General features: G+C 69.8%; 16 protein-coding genes. 5 read left to right on the top strand and 11 right to left on the bottom strand.

Annotation, left to right across the window (positions count from 1 at the left end):
- Positions 1-61 precede the first annotated feature (61 nt).
- The gene (locus ABDZ66_RS08130) at positions 62-1,951 is read left to right on the top strand and encodes an acetate--CoA ligase (protein ID WP_343757611.1); all 1,890 of its coding nucleotides are present in this window, start codon (positions 62-64) and stop codon (positions 1,949-1,951) included.
- Between the two features lie 266 nt (positions 1,952-2,217).
- Here the strand turns inward: ABDZ66_RS08130 and ABDZ66_RS08125 are convergent, their stop codons facing one another.
- The 7 genes from ABDZ66_RS08125 to ABDZ66_RS08095 form a co-directional block, all read right to left on the bottom strand.
- Positions 2,218-2,547, bottom strand: coding sequence for a hypothetical protein (locus tag ABDZ66_RS08125; RefSeq protein WP_343757609.1), 330 nt, complete (start codon positions 2,545-2,547; stop codon positions 2,218-2,220).
- Positions 2,548-2,579: 32 nt separating this feature from the next.
- Positions 2,580-3,122 (bottom strand): macro domain-containing protein, encoded by a 543-nt coding sequence (locus ABDZ66_RS08120; RefSeq protein WP_343757607.1) that lies wholly within the window; start codon positions 3,120-3,122, stop codon positions 2,580-2,582.
- Between the two features lie 14 nt (positions 3,123-3,136).
- Positions 3,137-3,844, bottom strand: a complete 708-nt coding sequence (gmk, locus tag ABDZ66_RS08115) for a guanylate kinase (RefSeq protein ID WP_343757605.1) — start codon at positions 3,842-3,844, stop codon at positions 3,137-3,139.
- A gap of 310 nt (positions 3,845-4,154) precedes the next feature.
- Positions 4,155-4,580 carry a hypothetical protein gene (locus tag ABDZ66_RS08110; RefSeq protein ID WP_343757603.1) on the bottom strand — a complete coding sequence of 142 codons (426 nt, stop codon included), beginning with the start codon at positions 4,578-4,580 and terminating at the stop codon, positions 4,155-4,157.
- A gap of 427 nt (positions 4,581-5,007) precedes the next feature.
- A complete protein-coding gene (locus ABDZ66_RS08105; RefSeq protein ID WP_343757601.1) occupies positions 5,008-5,505 on the bottom strand; it encodes a DUF427 domain-containing protein in 498 nt (165 codons plus the stop codon).
- 4 nt (positions 5,506-5,509) lie between these two features.
- Positions 5,510-7,636 carry a putative bifunctional diguanylate cyclase/phosphodiesterase gene (locus tag ABDZ66_RS08100; protein WP_343757599.1) on the bottom strand — a complete coding sequence of 709 codons (2,127 nt, stop codon included), beginning with the start codon at positions 7,634-7,636 and terminating at the stop codon, positions 5,510-5,512.
- 109 nt (positions 7,637-7,745) lie between these two features.
- Positions 7,746-8,177, bottom strand: coding sequence for a DoxX family protein (locus ABDZ66_RS08095; protein WP_343757597.1), 432 nt, complete (start codon positions 8,175-8,177; stop codon positions 7,746-7,748).
- A 103-nt stretch (positions 8,178-8,280) separates the two neighbouring features.
- Between ABDZ66_RS08095 and ABDZ66_RS08090 the strand changes: the two genes are divergently transcribed.
- From ABDZ66_RS08090 to ABDZ66_RS08080, 3 genes are all read left to right on the top strand, one after another.
- The gene (locus ABDZ66_RS08090) at positions 8,281-8,514 is read left to right on the top strand and encodes a ferredoxin family protein (protein WP_343757595.1); all 234 of its coding nucleotides are present in this window, start codon (positions 8,281-8,283) and stop codon (positions 8,512-8,514) included.
- A gap of 38 nt (positions 8,515-8,552) precedes the next feature.
- Entirely contained in the window at positions 8,553-9,224 is a 672-nt protein-coding gene (locus ABDZ66_RS08085) for a Crp/Fnr family transcriptional regulator (RefSeq protein WP_343757593.1), read from the top strand.
- Between the two features lie 150 nt (positions 9,225-9,374).
- Positions 9,375-10,157, top strand: a complete 783-nt coding sequence (locus ABDZ66_RS08080; protein ID WP_343757591.1) for an isocitrate lyase/PEP mutase family protein — start codon at positions 9,375-9,377, stop codon at positions 10,155-10,157.
- 17 nt (positions 10,158-10,174) lie between these two features.
- On the opposite strand, the gene ABDZ66_RS08075 is transcribed toward ABDZ66_RS08080, so the two are convergent.
- On the bottom strand, positions 10,175-11,080 hold the full coding sequence (locus tag ABDZ66_RS08075; protein ID WP_343757589.1) for an aminoglycoside phosphotransferase family protein: 906 nt from the start codon (positions 11,078-11,080) through the stop codon (positions 10,175-10,177).
- An 88-nt stretch (positions 11,081-11,168) separates the two neighbouring features.
- Between ABDZ66_RS08075 and ABDZ66_RS08070 the strand changes: the two genes are divergently transcribed.
- Positions 11,169-11,642, top strand: a complete 474-nt coding sequence (locus tag ABDZ66_RS08070; protein ID WP_343757587.1) for a GNAT family N-acetyltransferase — start codon at positions 11,169-11,171, stop codon at positions 11,640-11,642.
- A 571-nt stretch (positions 11,643-12,213) separates the two neighbouring features.
- On the opposite strand, the gene ABDZ66_RS08065 is transcribed toward ABDZ66_RS08070, so the two are convergent.
- The 3 genes from ABDZ66_RS08065 to ABDZ66_RS08055 form a co-directional block, all read right to left on the bottom strand.
- The gene (locus ABDZ66_RS08065; protein WP_343757585.1) at positions 12,214-13,251 is read right to left on the bottom strand and encodes a DNA topoisomerase IB; all 1,038 of its coding nucleotides are present in this window, start codon (positions 13,249-13,251) and stop codon (positions 12,214-12,216) included.
- Positions 13,248-15,524: a uracil-DNA glycosylase gene (gene ung, locus ABDZ66_RS08060; RefSeq protein WP_343757583.1), complete on the bottom strand. Its 2,277-nt coding sequence runs from the start codon at positions 15,522-15,524 to the stop codon at positions 13,248-13,250. The genes ABDZ66_RS08065 and ung overlap by 4 nt, the downstream gene beginning before the upstream one ends.
- A 117-nt stretch (positions 15,525-15,641) precedes the next feature.
- A complete protein-coding gene (locus ABDZ66_RS08055) occupies positions 15,642-19,208 on the bottom strand; it encodes a hypothetical protein (protein ID WP_343757581.1) in 3,567 nt (1,188 codons plus the stop codon).
- Positions 19,209-19,219 lie beyond the last annotated feature (11 nt).

The raw sequence follows: 19,219 nt of genomic DNA, 5'->3' as shown, positions 1-19,219 counted from the left end.
CCCCCCGTACACTGAGCGGCACGCCCAACCCGAGTCCCGCTCCCCCCCGGAGGTTCCACCCATGACGGATGCCCACCGCCCCGACCGCTGGTTCGTGCCCGAGTCCGTGCTGCGCCGCCTGAAGGGCGACCCGGAGGAAGACATCGCCGCGGCCCGCCGCGACCCCGACGCCTTCTGGCTGGCGCAGGCCCGCGCCTTCGAGTGGACGAAGACCCCCACGACCGGCCTGACCTGGAACCGCCCGCACATGCAGTGGTTCGCGGACGGCGAGACGAACATCACCCTCAGCGCACTGGACCGCCACGCACGCGGCGAGGCCCGCACCCGCGCGGCGCTGATCTGGCTCTCCGAGACCGAGGAGGCGCAGGTCATCACCTACGGCATGCTGCACGAACGGGTCGAGCGGGCCGCCGCGGGCCTGCGCACGCTGGGCGTGACCGCAGGCGACCGCGTGGTGATCTACATGCCCCTGACGCCGGAGGGCGTGATCGCCATGCTCGCCTGCGCCCGCCTGGGCGCGGTGCACTCGGTCGTGTACGCGGGCCTGGGCGTGGGCGCACTGCGCGACCGCATCACGGACGCCGGGGCGCGCGTGGTCATCACGGCGGATGTCGGGTACCGGCGCGGGAAACTCGTGGACCTGTACGCCATCGCCTCCGAGGCCATCGCGGAGCTGGGCGGCGTGGAACACCTCGTGCTGTGGGAACGCATCAAGACCTACCAGCGCGAACACGACGCCCGCACCGTCCCCTGGGAGAGCCTCTTCACGCACGGCCGCGCCGGGGCGGTGCCCGTGAACGCCGAACACCCCCTGTACGTGCTGTACACGTCCGGCAGCACCGGGAAACCCAAGGGCGTCATCCACACGCACGGCGGGTACATGGTCGCCAGCACCTACCACCTGGGCCAGCTGTTCGACGTGCGGGCCGGCGACGTGTTCTTCTGCACCAGCGACATCGGCTGGATCGTCGGGCACAGCTACATCGTGTACGCGCCGCTGGCTGCCGGGGCGACCGTCCTGTTCCGCGAGGGCGCCCCGGACTTCCCGGACCCCGGCGTGTTCTGGCGCACCGTCGAACGCTACGGCGTGAACGTGCTGTTCACCGCGCCCACCGCGCTGCGCCTGTTCATGAAACTCGGCCCCGACGTCCTGAAGGGCCACGACCTGAGCAGCCTGCGCGTGATCGCCTGCGCGGGCGAGGCCCTGAACCCGGAGGCGTGGCGCTGGGCGCAGCAGCACCTCGCCGGCGGGCTGGAGGAGGGCGCGCACGCCGTCGTCATCGACCACTGGTGGCAGACGGAACTGGGCGCCCCGATCCTGGGCACCCACCCGCGCTGGCCCGCCCGGCCCGGCTTCGTGGGCCGCCCCCTGGCCGGCGTGGACGCCGACGTGGTCGACGAGCAGGGACAGCGCCTCCCGGACGGCGTGCAGGGACACCTCGTGCTGCGCCGCCCCACGCCCGGCATGATGCGCGGCATTCACGGCAACCCCGAGAAGTACGCGCAGGTCTGGACCGAGAACCCCGCCGGGTACCTGTCCGGCGACCTCGCCGTGCGGGACGAACACGGGTACATCAGCATCCTGGGCCGCGCGGACGACGTCCTGAACGTCGCCGGGCACCGCATCGGCAGCGCCGACGTGGAAGACGCGCTTGTTTCGCACCCCGCCGTCGCGGAGGCCGCCGTGATCGGCATTCCCGACGACCTGAAGGGCGAGAGCATCGTCGCGCACGTCATCCTGCGCCAGGGCTTCGAGGATCAGGTCGGGCGGGGCCTGCGCGCCAGCATCAGCGAACACGTCCGGCGCGAACTCGGCCCCATCGCCACCCCCGGCGAGATCCGCGTCGTCACGGCCCTCCCCAAGACCCGCAGCGGGAAGATCATGCGCCGCGTCCTGCGCGCCCAGGCGCTCGGACAGGACCCCGGCGACCTCACCACCCTGGAAGGCTAGGCGGGGACAGCAATAAAAAAGCCGCCTCGTGGGCGGTGATGTCCAAGACTATAGCGCGGTATGCAGAGGCGGTCGAGGGTATCCGCCCGGAACCGCCCCCGCACCCGTTCATACGGATTCCATTTGTTTCGCCAACAATCCGGAACTTCACCGGATTGCCGGCTCCACGTCCGGAACCCGTTTTTCTCCTCCTCTGCGGGGCAGCTCTGCGAGTCGCATCCGCTCGGATTGAACGGGCTTTGCAGCCCATTCAATCGGAGTCCGTATCAGACGCGGGGGCCGTCGCGGCGCAGGATCTCCAGCCAGTTCCCGGCGACCAGCCACGGCAGGAACGCGACGAGCACCCCGGCGATGTTCACGGCGGTGAGGAGAAACAGGCTGGTGAGGCTCCGGGAATCGGAACTGAACAGCACAGGGGCGAACTGGGCCAGGAAAAACGGCAGGACGCCGCCCAGCACCACGGCCCCCAGCACGCCCTGCGCGGCCCGCCAGCCGGTGTCGCGGCGGCCCAGCCACACGCCGTACAGGAAGATCAGGCCCGCCGCGAGAAGGCCCAAGCTGACCCCCTCGCCACCAAGATTCAAGCTGGTGCTCATGCCGCCAGCATATCCAGCCCCGGCAGCGGCGGTCAGCTCATCTGCGGCGCAGAGAAGGGCATCCCGGCCTTCTGCGCGGCGCGGCGGAACACGTTCAGGCTGCCCCCGTCGAACAGCACGAAGCGCACCCGCAGGTCCGGGTGGTCGGTCAGGAACGCCTGCGCGGTCGCCAGGGCCACGTCGGCGGCGCGGTCCAGGGGGTAGCCGTACACGCCGGTACTGATGGCCGGGAACGCCACGCTGCGGCACCCGTGCGCGGCGGCCAGTTCCAGGCTGGAGCGGTACGTGCCGGCCAGCAGATCGGCCTCGCCTGCCTGCCCGCCGCGCCAGACCGGACCGACCGCGTGAATCACGTACTGCACGCCCCGCGCGGACAGCCCGAACGCCGGGGTGATGACGGCCGTGCCGGTGGGTGTGCCGCCAATGGCGCGGATGGCGCGCAGCAACTCCGGCCCGGCGGCGCGGTGAATCACGCCGTCCACGCCGCCACCGCCCGCCAGTTCCCTGTTCGCGGCGGTCACGACGGCGTCCGTGTCCTGCGCGGCGATGTCGCCCTGAATCAGTTCCAGTGGCACGCGCGCCCCTCCCCTTACCCGTTCCCGATCCGGTCGAGGTCCGTGTCGGTCAGGGTGTAGCTGCGCAGCGCGTCGGCCTGCACGCGTGCCTCGCGGTCCGCCTCGGTCCAGTCCATCTCCGGCAGCTGCCGCGCCCGCTCGGCCCGCTGGATGGCGTGCAGTTCACCCAGCGCGCGGTCCAGGTCGTCGTTCACGACCACGTACCGGAACTCGTGCGCCTCGCGGATCTCCTCGCGGGCACGGGCCAGCCGCTTCTCGATGCGGTCCGGCGTCTCGGTCGCGCGGCCCTCCAGGCGGCGGCGCAACTCGCTGAGGCTGGGCGGCATGATGAAGATCAGGATGGCCTCGTCGCCCATGCGGGCCTTGACCTGCATGGCGCCCTCCACCTCGATCTCCAGGATCACGTCCTGCCCGCGGCTCAGGGCCGCCTCGATGGGTTCGATGGGCGTGCCGTAGCGGTTCCCGACGAACGCCGCGTGCTCCAGGAACCCGTCGGCCTGCGCCTTGGCCTCGAAGGCCTCGGGGGTCACGAACACGTAATCCACGCCGTCGCGCTCACCCGGACGGGCCTCACGGGTCGTCCAGGAGGTGCTGTAGAACACGTCCTGCCCGTCCAGCCAGCGTTCACGCAGCGTGCCCTTGCCCACACCGGACGCGCCGGTCATGACCAGGAGAAGGCCCCGGTGGGGCGACACGGAAAGAGGGGTGTCCTGCGACGTCATCCGCTCACGATACGCGACCCGCCCAGAAATGAGAACAGGCGGCCCACCAGGGGCCGCCCGCAGGGAACGTCGCCTTATACGGACTCCGATTGAATGGGCTGCAAAGGCCGTTCAATCGGAGCGAAGCGAGAAGGAGAGAAACGGGTTCCGATCTGTGAACGAAACAAACGGAATCCGTAGTACACCTGCCGTCTGTCTCGCGCTCCACCCGGGACAGCGCCGGGTTGCCAACGCCACGCCCGGCAGTCCGCTCTGCTCCCACTCTCTGTGCGCGGATGGAACGGTTCAACCCATTCCATCCGAGTCCGCATTACTTCTTCTTCTTGGTGGCCTTGGCGCGGCCCTTGCCGAGCGCCTGCCCCTTCTCGTAGCTGGCCTGCATCTTGCGGCGCGTCTCGGCGACCATGTCCTCGAAGCTGATCAGGCCGGACTCGATGGCTTCCACGCTGGGCTTGATGTTCCCGCCACGGCGCGCGGCCGCCAGGTCACGGTTGACCCCCTCGAACCACTCGGTGAATTCAGGGGTCTCGTCGAACAGCATCTCGCGGGTGTCGCGCTGGTACGTCTCGGTGCTGCCGCGACGGTTGAACTGCTTGGGAAGCGTGAAACGCTCGGGCATGTAGGCACCGTCGAATTTGCCCTGACGGACCGCCTCCTGAAACAGCTTCACAAAGGTGTCGCTGCGCTGAGGATTGCTGAGTTCCATTACCTGCTCGCTGAGTTTCTTGTAAGCCATAATGAAGGCATTATGCGGGCCACCTGCCAGGAAAGTAAAGACCACCCCGCAATCAGGATTCACGGGAAATAAAGAAACGGACCAGACTTAGCATGTACACCACCCCCGATGAAGCCCCGAATCCCGAATGACCCGCACCCGCGCCTTTAGAGTGGGTCTCCGGAACAGTGGCCGGCACCGATACCGCGGGGAACTGTCTTCCGGCACCCCCCGGCCTTTAGTCATGCCCCCATCCGTTCGACCCTCCGCTGGGTTCTCGCTTGCATGGACGCCCGCACCACAGAACTTGACCGTTCCCGTAAAGACTGCCCGCAAGGGTATTGAGCCGGGGCCGGGTTCAGGGATTCCGCCCCCCTCTCCACCCGGCGCGCTGGCGGGGGGTGAACGGACCAGACGGCAGTCCCTCCCACGCCAGGCCCGGCCCAACCTACCAGCCCAGACTGCCGGGCTCTCCCTTGAACGGCCCGACCACGTCCCGCGTGATCCAGCCCCCATAGAAAGCGCCGGGTTGCGGCGTGACCCGCTCGCCGTCCACCCGGCATTCATCCACGCGGCCGGCATACACCGCCACGAACCCCCCCATGTCCCGGAAGGCGGGCGTGGGCGCCTCGTAACTCCAGGCGGCGGCCACCGCCACCGCAGCGCCGCCGCGCAGCGTCCAGTAGGTGGCCTCGCCCTTCCACTCGCAGGTGCTGCCGCCCGCCGCCCGCTCCAGCACGCCCGGCACGAACGCCCGGGGCGGCAGGTAGTACGTGGGCGGGTGGCTGGTTTCCAGCACGCGGTACGCGCCGGCCGTGGCGGCGATCCTCTGCCCGCCCAGCCAGATTTCCAGGTGTCGGTGCGTGCGTTCCAGGCGCGGCGGGCGCGGGTACGCCCACACGCTCTCCTGGCCGGGGCCGGGGGGAACGGGGCGGGGAAGTTGCATGCCCTCAGTGTCCGCCGGACGCGACGGGCGGGCCGTCAGCGGGAGTACGGTCGGCCCGGAGCGTCCGGATCAGGTCCGCCCAGGTGTCCGGCGGGGCGGGGCGTCCCGTCAGGTACCCCTGCACGACGCCGCAGCGCATGGCCCGCAGCAGGTCCAGCTGCCCGGCCGTCTCGACGCCCTCCACAATCACGTTCAGGCGCAGGCCACGCGCCAGCCCGATCAGGGATTCCACGACCCGCTGCGCCTGCGGCGAGTCCGTCAGGGACGTGATCAGCGAACGGTCGAGTTTCAGTTCATCCAGCGGCAGCTTCAGCAGGGTCGACACGGACGACTGCCCGGTCCCGAAATCATCCAGTGACAGGCGCACGCCCAGGTCCCGCAGCTGCGACAGATGCCGGGCCGCGCGGTGCAGGTCCCGCACGGCCAGCCGCTCCGTGAGTTCCAGTTTCAACTGCTCGCCCCCCACCCCGTGCCGCTGCAGGGCGCGTTCAACGCCAGCCACGAAATCGTCCCGCGCGACCTCCAGCGCCGAGACGTTCACGGCGACCCGCACGCCCGGCCCCCACTCGGCCAGCTGCCGGCACGCCTCGTTCAGCACCCACTGCCCCAGCGGCACGATCAGGCCGGACTCCTCGGCCACCGGAATGAACCGCGTCGGAGAGACCGCCCCCAGCTCCTCGTCGGTCCAGCGGACCAGGGCCTCGAAACCCAGCAGCGCCCCGGTCTCGGCGTCCACCTGCGGCTGGTAGTGCAGTTGCAGGGCCTGCCGCTGCAGGGCGCGCCGCAGGCGAACCTCCGTGAACATCTGACTGTGCGCCGCCACGTCCAGCATGGAGTTGAAGAACCGCACGCCATTCCTGCCCTCTCGTTTGGCCTGGTACATGGCCATGTCCGCCTGCCGCAGCAGGTTCGCCGGCAGGCTGCTGTCCGGCGGGTGCAGCGCCACCCCCATGCTGCTCTGCACGTCCACCGGCTGCCCACCCAGGTTCACGGTGGGTTCCAGGGCCGCCTGCAGGCGGCGGGCCACCCGCTCGGCGTCCTCGCGGCCATTCAGGTCCGACACGACCACCACGAACTCGTCCCCGCCTAGGCGGGCCACGGTGTCCGACGGGCGCACGCAGCCCTGCAGGCGAACCGCGACCTCACGCAGCAGCTCGTCCCCGACGGCGTGCCCCAGCATGTCATTCACACGTTTGAACCCGTCCAGGTCAATGAAGTACACGGCGACGCACGCGGTCGAGCGGCCCACGCGCCGCAATTCCAGCTGCAGGCGGTCCAGCAGCAGCGCCCGGTTCGGCAGGCCGGTCAGGGGATCATGCTGCGCGTCGAAGGTCATCTGTGCCGCCAGTTGCCGCAACCGTTCCTCGGCCCGTTTACGCTCGGAGATGTCCCGGTCCTGCCCGAGCACCAGTTCCCGCCCGCCCACCATGACCAGACTGCTGGCACTCTCGATCGGGAAGACCCGGCCGTCGCGGTGCCGGTGCGCACCCTCGCCGTGCACCGGCTGCTCCTCGCGAATCCAGGCCAGCAGTTCCGGCCCTTCCTGCGCCATCATCGGGTACGGGTGAAGCAGGTCGATGGACGCGCCCACCAGATCCTCGTACCCGTAGCCGTTCATGCGGCAGAACGCCTCGTTGCAGTCCACGATCCGCCACGGCACGTCCGGATCGTGCGGATCGATCAGCACCAGACCGTCGGCGGACTGCTCGAACAGCGTCCGGAACCGCGCCTCGCTCTCCAGCCGGGCGGCCTGCGCCTCCCGCTCGGCGGTCACGTCCACGCCCGTCGCGATGATGAGCGCCGTCCGTCCCTGGCGGTCCAGCACGGCGGCGTTCGACCACAGGATCACGCGCCGCTCGCCGTGCACGGTCCGCCACGCGTGCTCACGCCGGTTCGGGAACGGCCCGGACAGGAAGGACCCGGCCACCTCCTCCTGCTCATGCTCGTCCAGCAGCAGCGGCCACAGCACCCGGCCCACCACCTGCGCCGCCTCCAGACCGCTGAGGCACTCGCAGGCCCGGTTGAAGCGCAGCACGCACCCCTGCGCGTCCAGCACCATGACCAGCGTGTCCGTCACGTTCAGGACCGTCTCGGCCAGGTCCGGCCCGCCCGCAGCCGGCGCCCAGGGCACACGCGGCATTCTCAGGAAACGGGAGTTGATGGCCATACCCCACCGTACCCCGCCCAACCTCACAGAAGCCGCACGGCCCTCTACTTAAATTCCCCGGACACCCTCCGGATCAACGCCGCGACCTGGACTGCGACGCCGGCCACGCCCCGGTACTCCACAGCGCCAGCGCGATCAGCACCGGCTGAAAGAACAGCCGAGTCAGGCGTTTCTGATCCGTGTCCAGCCCGAACGCACTCTGATGCGTCAGGTACTGCGACACGTTCCCGGGAAAGATCGCCACGAAGAACGCCGCCAGCACCCACCCCACCGTCCGCCGCTGCCGGGGCAGGGCCAGCAGCGCCGCCCCGAACCCGACCTCCACCACACCAGACGCCAGCACCACGAAATCCTTGTCCAGTGGCAACCACGTCGGCACCTGCGCCTGAAAATCCTGCCGCAGGAACGTCATGTGCCCCACACCCGCAAACACCATGAACGACCCCAGCAGCACGCGCGCCAGCGTCCGGGGCAGGGTGGTCGGAGGATCAACGGTTCGGGTCATGCGCGGATGGTAGGCGGCAGACCGCACGGGCGCGTGTGCCACAGCCAGCGGAGCCTTAACCAAAGTCATGGCCTCCCACGGGCCGGGCCGCCATCCTGAACGCATGGCTTACGTGATCACCACCGGCTGCGCAGGCGTGAAAGACGCCGCCTGCACCCAGGTCTGCCCGATCGAGTGCATCCACGACGCGGGCGACCAGTTCGTGATCCACCCGGACGAATGCATCGACTGCGGCGCGTGCGCGGCCGCATGCCCCGTGGGCGCGATCTTCCAGGACTCGGACGTACCCGCCGGGCACGCCGCGTCCACCGCGCGGAACCGGGCGTTCTTCCTCTGACCGGTACCCGTGTCCAGCCGGCGTGGCAGCATCAGCCCATGCCCATCCCGGACGCGCTGTCCCTGCTGACCCGGACACCCCTGTTCCAGGGTGCCGACCGGGACACGCTGGCAGGACTGGCAGGCCCCGCGCAGGTCATGACCTTCGGGCGAGGCGACGCCGTTTTCCGCGCGGGTGACCCCGCCGACACGCTGTTCATCGTCGCGGTAGGCAGCGTGCGCATCTACCGCGTGGGGCGAGGCGGACGGGAATTCACGCTGGGCATCGACAGTTCCCGGCAGGTTCTGGAGCCCGCCAGTGTGCTCGGCGGCGAGACACGCCACGCGGCGCACGCCCAGGCCCTCGCCACACCCACCGTTCTCCTGAGCTTCCCCGCCGACCTCGTGCGGCACGCCGTCCAGCACACGCCCGCGCTGGCCGGAGCGGTCATCGCGCACCTCGCCCGGCGGGACGCCGACACGCACCGCCGCCTGGACGCCCTGGTGTTCAGCGGCGTGGGCGAACGCCTCGCCGCGTACCTGCTGGAACACGCCCCTGCTCCCCACGCCCTGCCGACGAACAGCGACCTCGCCGCGCTGCTCGGCACCGTGCCGGAGATCGTCAGCCGCAAGCTGGGCGACTTCTACCGCCTGGGCTGGATCGACCTCACGCGCCGCACCGTGACAGTCACGGATGAACGGGAATTGCAGCGACTTTCGGAGGGCCTATGACCCAAGGTGATACGGCCGCGCTCGCCACGTCCTGCACGCCCCAGACGATGGAGCCGGTCCCCGGCATGTTCTCAACCGCGGTCCGGGGCGGCCAGAATGGACAAGGAACGCTGAGGGCACGCTCCCGACCCGCCACCCTAAGCTGACGGGATGACCGACCTCGCCCAGAAGGCCCGCACGTTGCTCGACCTGCACACCGCTCCCGAGATCCTGACGCTCGCCAACGTGTGGGACGTGGTGTCCGCGCAGGTGGTGGCCGCCGTGCCCGGCGTGCGCGCCCTGGCGACCGCCAGCCACTCCATCGCCTCGACCTTCGGGTACAAGGACGGCGAGAACATCCCGCTGGAGCTGCACCTGGACATGGTGCGCCGCATTGCGCAGGCGGTGGATCTGCCGGTCAGCATGGACCTGGAGGCCGGGTACGGCAACCCTGGCGACACGGCCCGCCGGGCCATCGAGGCGGGCGTGGTCGGCGGGAACCTCGAAGACCAGATGAAGCCGCTGGACGAGGCCGTGGCCGCCGTGCGGGCCGTGCTGGACGCGGGCCGGGCCGCCGGGATCGACTTCGTGCTGAATGCCCGCACCGACGCCCTGGTGCGCGCCGAACCCGACGCTCCGCGCCAGCCGCTGCTGGACGAGGTCATCCGCCGCTGCCAGGCGTTCCTGGAGGCCGGCGCGCCCGTGGTCTTCGTGCCCCGGCTGGTGGCGCGCGAGGAGATCGAGCAGGTGGTCGCGGCGCTGGGGCCGCAGAAGCTGACGCTGATCAGCGTGCCCGGCGCGAGCCTGCCCGCCAGCGAGTTGCAGGCGCTGGGCGTGGCGCGCGTCTCGACCGGCCCCTTCACGCAGCGGGTCGCCCTGACGGCCCTGCAGGACGCCGCGCAGGAACTCGTGGCGGGCGGCGTCCTGCCGGCCGGAACGCGCGCCCTGAACTGACCCGCCCAGGCTGAGGCTCAGGAACCCACCTCGTCCAGCACGGCCCGGATGGTCTGCCGGCAGATCGCGGCGAGCGCCGGGTTCGTGTGCACGTAGTACGGCAGGGCCACCAGCGACACGCTCAGCGCCCAGCCGCGCCCGCGCGCCCACGTGGCGGGGTCCACGTCCAGCGCGGCGCGGAAACTCTGCCGGGACGGGGCATCCAGCAGGTTCCACGCGGGTTGCAGATCGACGGCCGGGTCACCCAGTGTCAGGCCGCCCCAGTCGATCACGGCGCTCAACCGCCCACCGTGCGCCAGCAGGTTGCCGGGTTTCAGGTCGCCGTGAATCCACACGGGGTCACCGGCCCAGGTGAGAACACCCAGCGCGGCCTCCCACACAGCCAGCACCGGCGCGGGGTCGAGGAGGCCCGCGCAGTCGGCGATGGCCCCACGGGTCCCCCGGTCCCGGTCCTGCAGCGTGCCGTTGCGGGAGCCCTGCGGGGCGTCTGCTGGCGGGGGCGGAACGCAGCGCAGCGCCGTGATGAAACCTGCCAGATCCCGCGCCAGCCCCTGCCTGTCATGCACGGTGTCCAGGCCCGCGTCCACCCCCTCCAGCCAGCGGTACACCGCCCACGGGAACGGGTAACCCTCGCCGGGCACGCCCACGAACAGCGGTTCCGGCACGCGCAGCGGCAGGTGCGGCGCGAGGCGCGGCAACCAGATCGCCTCCTTATGCACGTCGTCCGCTGCCCAGCCAATGCGGGGCAGGCGCACGACCAGCCCGTCCCCCAGGCGGAACATGGCGTTGTCGGTCCCCGCGTGGCGGATCCGGGTCAGGGACAGCCCCGCCCACGCTGGGCACTGCGCCACGATAAGGCGCGACACCAGGGCCACGTCCACCATCACCTCGTCCTCGTGCATCCGGACTGGAACGTCACTCATTACCCGCCACCGTACCCGCCCGCACCCGGCACGCGCATGCGCCAGAGCGCGTATCGCCACCCCACCCGGGCGCGCCTACACTGCTTTCATGCTGATCCTGCGCCCGATGACTGCCGGTGACTTCGAACGCTTCGTCGGGCACTCTGCGCCCCAGTACGCCGCCGAGAAGGTCACGAGTGGCGAGTGGACGCCCGAGGAAGCCCCGGAACGCGGCGACCGCGAATTCCGGCAACTGCTCCCGCAGGGGCCGGACACGCCCGACAACCACCTGTTTCACCTGCACGACCCACAGGAGGGCGCGGACGTGGGCGTGCTGTGGTACGCCCTCCAGACGCGGGCCGGAAGCGTCACCGCCTTCGTGTACGAGGTCGAGGTCTACGAACCCCAATGGCGGCGCGGGTACGCCACGCAGGCCTTCACGCTGCTGGAACGGCACGCCGCCGCACGCGGGGCCACGAACATCAGCCTGCACGTCTTCGGGCACAACACCGGCGCGCGGGCCCTGTACGAGGGCCTGGGCTTCCAGACGACGAACGTCATCATGCGCAAGGACCTGGGGTAAAAATCTTCGCTTCTCTCCTCTATCCAAACGCAGAAAGCCTGTAAGTTACAGCATGACACAGCCTCAGAAACGTCGTGGATACCGCACCCTGGTGCATCTCGATCAGCGATATATGTGGCGATTTCATGCTGGGGCAGATCAGGGCGTGCTCACTGTCGTTTCCCAGAGCGAGAGGAAGGAACGTCTTATACGGATTCCGTTTGTTTCGTTAACAGATCGGAACACCACCGATCTGTTAACTCCACGTCCGGAACCCGGTTTTCTCCCACTCGCTTCGCTCGGATTGAACGGCTTTGTAAGCCATTCAATCGGAGTCCGTATTACAGTCATATTTCCGGAACACTCTGATCCTTGGCTTCACGTCGGCACCCATCGGGAAGTAGACGGAAGCCCTGGGACAGGATGGAAGGCCATACCCAGACGAATTACTCCAGTCGTCGTCGCCGAGATTCTTCGTGAAGCCATCGAAAAATCCTGGCCTAGCAGGCAACAAGAGTTCGTCGCCGAGTGGCGAGATGGAAACCTCCATCTGAGTTCGACACTCCACTAATCTCACCTGCAAAAAGGCATCCTAAGCCGCTTTCTTCAGCCGCGTCCTGAGGGTCTTCTCGCTTTCCAGCAGGCGTTTCAGGGCGGCTTCGCTGCGGGTCAGGCCGTCCAGGTCGGCTTCTGTCCTGCCGGCGCGGGGTTCGTAGTCGTCGAGGATCTTGCCTTCCAGGTAGCGGTCGAAGATGACGGGGCAGATGTAGCTGCTGCGCGTGACGGCGGGCGTGTTGCCCAGGTCGGCGGCCACGTATTTGACGCAGTCGACGAGGGTCTGCCGGGCCTGTTTCTCGGTGTCGGCGACGCCCGCCTCGGCGAGGTACTCGGCGGCCAGGAGGGTGCCGCCCCAGGTGCGGAAGTCCTTGGCGGTGAACGGGCCGATGACTTCTTTCAGGTAAGCGTTGAGTTCGCTGCTGCGCACGCGCCGGCGGTTGCCGCCTTCGTCCACGGTCTGGAACAGCCAGGGGCCGGGCAGGTCGAGCAGGCGGGTGATGTTGGCGGCGAGGGTGCGGTCGGTGGTGGCCTTGTGCTGCGTGACGCCGTGCTTGCCTTTGAAGTGGAAGGTGACGGTGTTCCCCTCAACTTTCACGTGCCGCTGCCGGAGGGTGCTCAGGCCGTAGGTTTTGTGCTGCTGGGCGTAGATGTCGCTGCCCACCCGGAACCGCGCGACGTGCAGCAGGCGGGTCATGAGGGCCGTGACCTTGCGGGGTGGGAGGCCCTGGGCGCGCAGGTCCGCTCCGGTGGTGGTTTTGAGGGTGCCGAGCGCCCCGGCGAAGCGGGTGAGGCGCTGCCATTTCTTCAGTGCGCCGGCCTGCACGAAGTCCGGGTGGTAGCGGTACTGGAGGCGTCCGGCGGCGTCACGTCCGAAGGCCTGGAGTTCGGCGTCCGCGTCGGGACTGACGTACACGTCCACGTAGGCGGGGGGGACGGCGAGTTTCGCGATGCGTTCGATGCCGGTCCTGTCGCGGTAGCGGGTGCCGTCCGGCCAGAAGTACTTGAATTTCCTGGGGTCGTTGCCCTCGCGGCGCAGGTACTCCCCGGCGAGGAGTTCGGTGCGGGAGGTCATTCGGTCACCTGCATGGGCAGTTGCCAGTCGATGGGCGTCAGACCCGCCTCCTCAAGCGCGGCGTTCACCTGGCTGAATGGGCGGCTGCCGAAGAATTTCGCCTCGCTCAGCGGGCTGGGGTGCGCGGACTCGATGACGATGTGCTGGGGTGCGGTGATGAGTTTCTTCTTCTTGCGGGCGTACGCGCCCCACAGGACGAACACGACCCGCTGTGGCTTGTCGTTCACGGCGCGGATGACGGCGTCCGTGAAGTGCTCCCAGCCCCTGTTGGCGTGGCTGTTCGCCTGCCCCTCGCGGACGGTCAGGACGGCGTTCAGCAGCAGGATGCCCTGCTCGGCCCAGCTCCGCAGGTAGCCATGGCGGGGCGCGGTGAAGCCCGGCAGGTCGGCGGTCAGTTCCCTGTAGATGTTGCGCAGGCTGGGCGGGATGGTCACGCCGGGGCGGACGCTGAAGCTCAGGCCGTGCGCCTGACCGGGGCGGTGGTAGGGGTCCTGGCCCAGGATCAGGACCTTCACGTCGCCCAGCGGGGTGAAGCGCAGCGCGTTGAACACGTCCGGCGCGGGCGGGAACACGTTGCCGGCGCGGCGTTCCTGCACCAGGAAGTCCTTCAGCTCGTGGAAGTACGGGGCGCTGAATTCGCCGTGCAGGGCCTGCTGCCAGTCGTCGGGCAGTCCGGCGGGCAGGACGGCCTTCGGGGCGGCCGGGGCCAGGCCGAACAGATCAGGTTGGTCGCTCATGATGTTCCTTTTTACGGCAGTGGGCCGCCGGGGGGGTGGGGGGTTGTCGGGCAGACCCTGAGCTTTCCTTTCGGCACGCAGGTCCGCCTTCTTGCGGCTGCCGTGTTTCACGTAGAGGCGGCGGGCTTCGGCCTCGAATTCCGGGCTGGCGCGGGCGGCGCTGATGCGGGCGCGGGCGCGGCGGCCGGCCTCGGATTCGTTCACGATGGGCGGCGGGTAGCTCAGGCGTCCGGCGCCGCTCCACTCCCAGGGCGCGTGGATGAAGTCCGTGGGCACGTCCGCGAGTTCGGGCAGCCAGCGGCGCAGGAACACCCCGTCCGGGTCCTGCTCGCGCGCCTGCCGGGTCGGGGAGTAGATGCGCACGCGGTTGATGCCGACCGTGCTGCTCTGCATCTGCATCTGCGACCAGTGGATGCCGGGTTCGTTGTCCAGCCACTCGCGGGCCAGGAACAGTCCGGGCCGTCGCCAGTGCAGCCAGAGGTGCTGCGTGGCGAAACTGACCAGCAGGGCGCGCATGCGGAAGTTCAGCCAGCCGGTCTCGCGCAGCATGCGCATGCAGGCGTCGATCAGGGGGTAGCCGGTCTGTCCGTGTTGCCAGCGGTCGTAGAAGTCCGGGTTCCACTCGTGTTCGCGCAGGCCGTCCAGGGCGCGGTTCAGGGTGCGGAATTCCATGTCCGGCTGGCTTTCCAGGCGCTGCATGAAGTGGCAGTGCCAGTGCAATCGTGACTCGTAGGAGCGCAGGGACCGCACCCAGCGCGGGTCGGCGTCGGGGTCGCCCCGCACCTGCGCGAGACGCACGCGGGTCGCCTGCAGCACCTCGCGCAGCGAGATGGTCCCGAAGGCCAGCGGCGCACTCAGGCGCGAGCAGCTGGCCTCGGCACTCAGGGGGCTGCTCATCTCGCGCATGTAGTTCACGCCGCGCGCCGTCAGGAAGGACTCCAGGGTGTCCAGCGCGGCGGCGCGGCCCCCCGGCGGGATGGTCTTCGCGCCAGCGGGCACGCCCAGTTCGGCGTGGGTGCGCAGGCCGCCGGGGTCGGCGTCCACGCCACCCAGCTGCGCGGGCGCGGGCACCTGCGGGGCGCCCAGCCGTTCCTCCCAGGTGGCGGCCCAGCCGTCGCGGTTGCGCATGCGGCGGATCACGCCGTTCTGCGGCAGTTCCGTCATGGGCAGGCCGCGTGCCCGCGCCCAGGCCCGCACGCGACGGTCCCGAGCGAAACTCACGCCGTTGCCGGTCTCCTCGTGCGCCCACACGGCCGTCACACCATGCGCCCCGCGCAGTTCGTCGAGTACGGAGACCGCCTCGCCCACCCGCACGACCAGCGGGGTGCCCAGGGCGCGCAGGCTGGCGTTCAGTTCGCGCAGGGACCCGTTCAGGTACGTCAGGTGGTGCCCGGCGAACTCCTCGTGCGTCAGCTGTTCGGGTTCGTAGATGAACACCGGCAGGACCGGGCCGCGCCGCGCCGCCTCGACCAGCGGCGCGTGATCGTGCACGCGCAGGTCCTTCTTGAACCACACCAGTTGCGTTCCGCCCAGCATGACCCGACTGTCTCCCGGCGCGGCAGCCGGGACGGTAGGCGTGCGCCCCAACTTCAGGCGACATGAACGCGGGCCACCCCGTGGATCGGGTGGCCCGCGCGGGTCGCGTCCGGTGGCCTACTGGATGGTCGCCCGGAAGCAGACCGTGACGCTCTGCGCGGGGGCCAGCACGAAGCTGCCGTCCTGCACGAGCACCCGGCCGTCCTTCAGCTGCCCGGCGTCGGTGTCGGCGGCGGCGGTGTAGAACACCTCGGTGCCCGCGGCGCTCAGGCGGATGTCCCTGCCGGCGCCGAAACCGGCGGTGGCGAAGCTGGTGCTGGCGGGCACCACGTCGCTGAAGATGATGTTGGTGGCGTTCAGCCCGCCGACGTTCGTGGTGGTGATGCAGTATTCCAGCACGTCGCCGGGGTTGCCCTCGCCGGCCGTGCCGACTGCGCTGTTCCGCGTGACGTTCCGGACGGTCTTGGCGACCGTCAGTCTGGCGGGCTGGAAGACGGGCGTCACGACCTCGTTGCTGGGCACGCCGCCGCCGGGGCCGCCCGTGAAGTCCACGCGCGCCACGTTCCGCACCTGCGCGGGATCGAGCGTGAAGGGACTGACCACGGTCACGCGGAAGGTCACGACGGCCTCGTTGTCCAGCGTGGCGGGCGTGGAGTCGATCTTCAGGACCTGCGTGTCGCAGGCGGCGGCGCCCTGACTGCAGATCCCGACCGGCTGCGCGAAGGGGTAGGCGGCGCCGCCGAGGCTGGTGGCGTTCTGGCCCGTGACGGTGGTGGTGAAGCCGTTCACGCGGGCGCTGTCGGGCACGTAGGCGGTCCCGGCGGGCAGGGCGTCCTGGAAGGTCACGCCCCCGGCAGGCAGGGTGCCGCTGTTGCGGATGACCACGCGGTACTCCAGGGTGTCGCCGGGCTGCACCTTGTCACCGGTAGTTCCCGCGACCTTCCTGACGCTCTTGACGGCGCTCAGGGACGGCGCGATGACCGGGAAGGTGCAGCTGGCCAGGTCGGTGGAGCCCAGGGTGGTGCTGCCGACCGCGGTGTAACTGACGTCCGCGAGGTCGATCTTCACGAGGCGGCCCTGGTTGTCGCGGGCGTAGATGCCGTTGGGGCTGGCGGCGATGCCGTTGAACTGCGAGCCGGTGGCGGGGTTGCTCAGGCGGCCCAGGTACTCGGCGCGCAGGGTGGTGGGGATGACCAGCCACAGGTCGATGGTGGCCGAACCGGTGGCGCTGCTGATCATGTACAGTTTGCCGCTGCTGTCGGCGAAGAAGTCGCCGTTGACGTTGAAGCTGGGGGCGCTGGCGGTCGTGGCGCTCAGCTGCCCGAGGGCCGTGACGGTGTAGGGGCTGGCCGTGTCGAAACGCCACAGGTTCCGCCCGGAGTCCATGGCGTAGCCGGTGCCGGTGCTGGTGACGGTCATGCGGACCAGTCGGTCGGTGACGCCGCTGAAGATATCGCCGGCGCTCCAGGTGCCCAGGACCGTGTCGAAGATCCGCAGGCGGTTGTTCTGGTCGGCCACGAAGAAGCGGCGGGCGTTGGTGGACACGGCCAGCGTGGCCGAGTTGGTGTTGTCGGGCAGCGTGGCGATGGTGGCGCCCAGGGTGTTCGTCAGCTCGTCCAGTTCGCGGATGGCGATGCCGTTCACGTCGCTGGCGCCGCTGCCGCTGGCGATGGTCAGCGCGTAGATGCGCGGGCAGGTGGGGGGCGTGACGGGCACCGTGACGCTGGTGGTGTACACGGCGCACTGACCGCCGGTGGCCGTGCAGCTGGCCGGGTCGGGGATGGGGTCGGGGTCGCCGCCGCCACCGACGCTGGCGCGGTTGGTGATGGTGGGGGTGGCGCTGGCGGCGCTGCCCACGCTGACGCCGAAGGTCAGGTCCGCGCTGCTGCCGGCCGCGAGGTTGGGCGTGCCGGTGCAGGTGACGCTCTGGCCGCTGGTCGTGCAGGTCCAGGTGCCGGCCGTGAAGCTGGCGGGCGCGGTGATACCGGTGGGCAGCAGGTCCCGGACCGTGACCAGGCCGCTGCTGACGCCGGGGCCTTCGTTCCGGACGCTCAGGGTGTAGGTGGCGCCGGCCTGCCCGACCGTCCAGGGGCCGTTGCCGGTCTTGGTGAGGGTGAGGCTGGGCCTGGCGGGCACCGGGCAGCTGAGTTTCAGGTCGTCGAGTTTCAGGACGTTCGCGTCGGCGCTCGTGCCGTCTTTCAGGGTCAGGATCTGCAGCGTGACCTGCGGGCCGGGGCTGGTGAAGGTCGGGACGGTCTGCTGGGTGTAGCTGGTGGTGGCGACCGCACCGTCGAACTGCTGCAGGACGGCGCCGCCCGCGTCACGGAACACGTACCGCAGCTGGGTGGCGGTGTTCGAGTGGCTGCGGACCCAGTTCGAGTAGCTGATCTCGGCGCCGGCCGGCACGGTGATCCGCTGTTCGTACAGCAGGCCCGGCGTGGTCAGGGTGCCGCCGTTCCGGCCTTCGAAGCTGGCGATGTTCATGAACAGCGCGAAGCCGCCGTTGCCGGTGTGGTCGATGTCCTTCCAGAAGGTGTAGGTGCCGTCCGTGGCGTTCACGACGCCCGCGTCGCTGCGGTAGTCGTGGTTGCGGACCTCGCCGCTGGGGCCGCTGGCATTGAAGGTCTGGACGAAGGGAGTGGTCGCGCTGCACACGCCGGTGACGGGTGCGGGGGGTGGGGCAGAGACGGTCGTGGTGTATACGGCGCACTGACCGCCGGTGGCCGTGCAGCCGGCCGGGTCGGGGATGGGGTCGGGGTCGCCGCCGCCACCGACGCTGGCGCGGTTGGTGACGCTGCCGACCGCCGCGCCCTGCACCTGCACGGGCAGCGTGAACGAGCTGCTGCTGCCGGCGGCGAGGTTGGGCGTGCCGGTGCAGGTGACGCTCTGGCCGCTGGTCGTGCAGGTCCAGGTGCCGGCCGTGAAGCTGGCGGGCGCGGTGATGCCGGTGGGCAGCAGGTCCCGGACCGTGACCGCGCCGCTGGTGGCGACGGTGCCGGTGTTCTTGACGCTCAGGGTGTAGGTGGCGCCGGCCTGCCCGACCGTCCAGGGGCCGTTGCCGGTCTTGGTGAGGGTCAGGCTGGGCCTGGCGGGCACCGGGCAGCTGAGTTTCAGGTCGTCGAGTTTCAGGACGTTCGCGTCCCCGGTCACGCCGCTGTTCAGGCTGTAGATGCGCAGGGTCACCTGGGTGGTGTTCGAGCGGAAGGTCGGCAGGGTCTCCTGGGTGTAACTGGTGGTCAGGGTGCTGCCGTCGCGGCTGGCGAGCAGCGCGCCGCTGGCCGTGTCGAAGAAGGCGTAGCGCAGGCGTGAGGGCGAGGCGGAGTGCGTGCGGGCGTAGTGCTGGTAGGACAGGTCCGCGCCGGCCGGGACGGTCAGCGCCTGCTCGTACAGCAGGATCGGGGCGGCGCTGGCCGTGGTGACGTTCAGGTACAGCGCGTACCCGCCGTCGCCGGTGTGGTCGATGCTGTTCCAGAAGGTGTACTTGCCGGCGGTGCGGGTGACGGTGTTCACGTCGCTGGTGTAGGCGTGGTTGCGGATGACGCTGCGCGAGGTGTTGCTGCCGAAGGGTTCTTTCCAGGGACTGGTGGGCGTGCAGGTGGTGGCGCCCGCCACGCTGGCGAGCAGGCCGGTGGCGGTGACCGCGAGGGTCGCGGCGCGTTTCAGCTGGGTCAGGAGGGCATGCATGCGGTGTCCCA

It is taken from the genome of Deinococcus depolymerans, assembly GCF_039522025.1.
GTDB classification, from domain to species: domain Bacteria; phylum Deinococcota; class Deinococci; order Deinococcales; family Deinococcaceae; genus Deinococcus; species Deinococcus depolymerans.
This window is presented reverse-complemented; position numbering and strand designations above follow the sequence as displayed.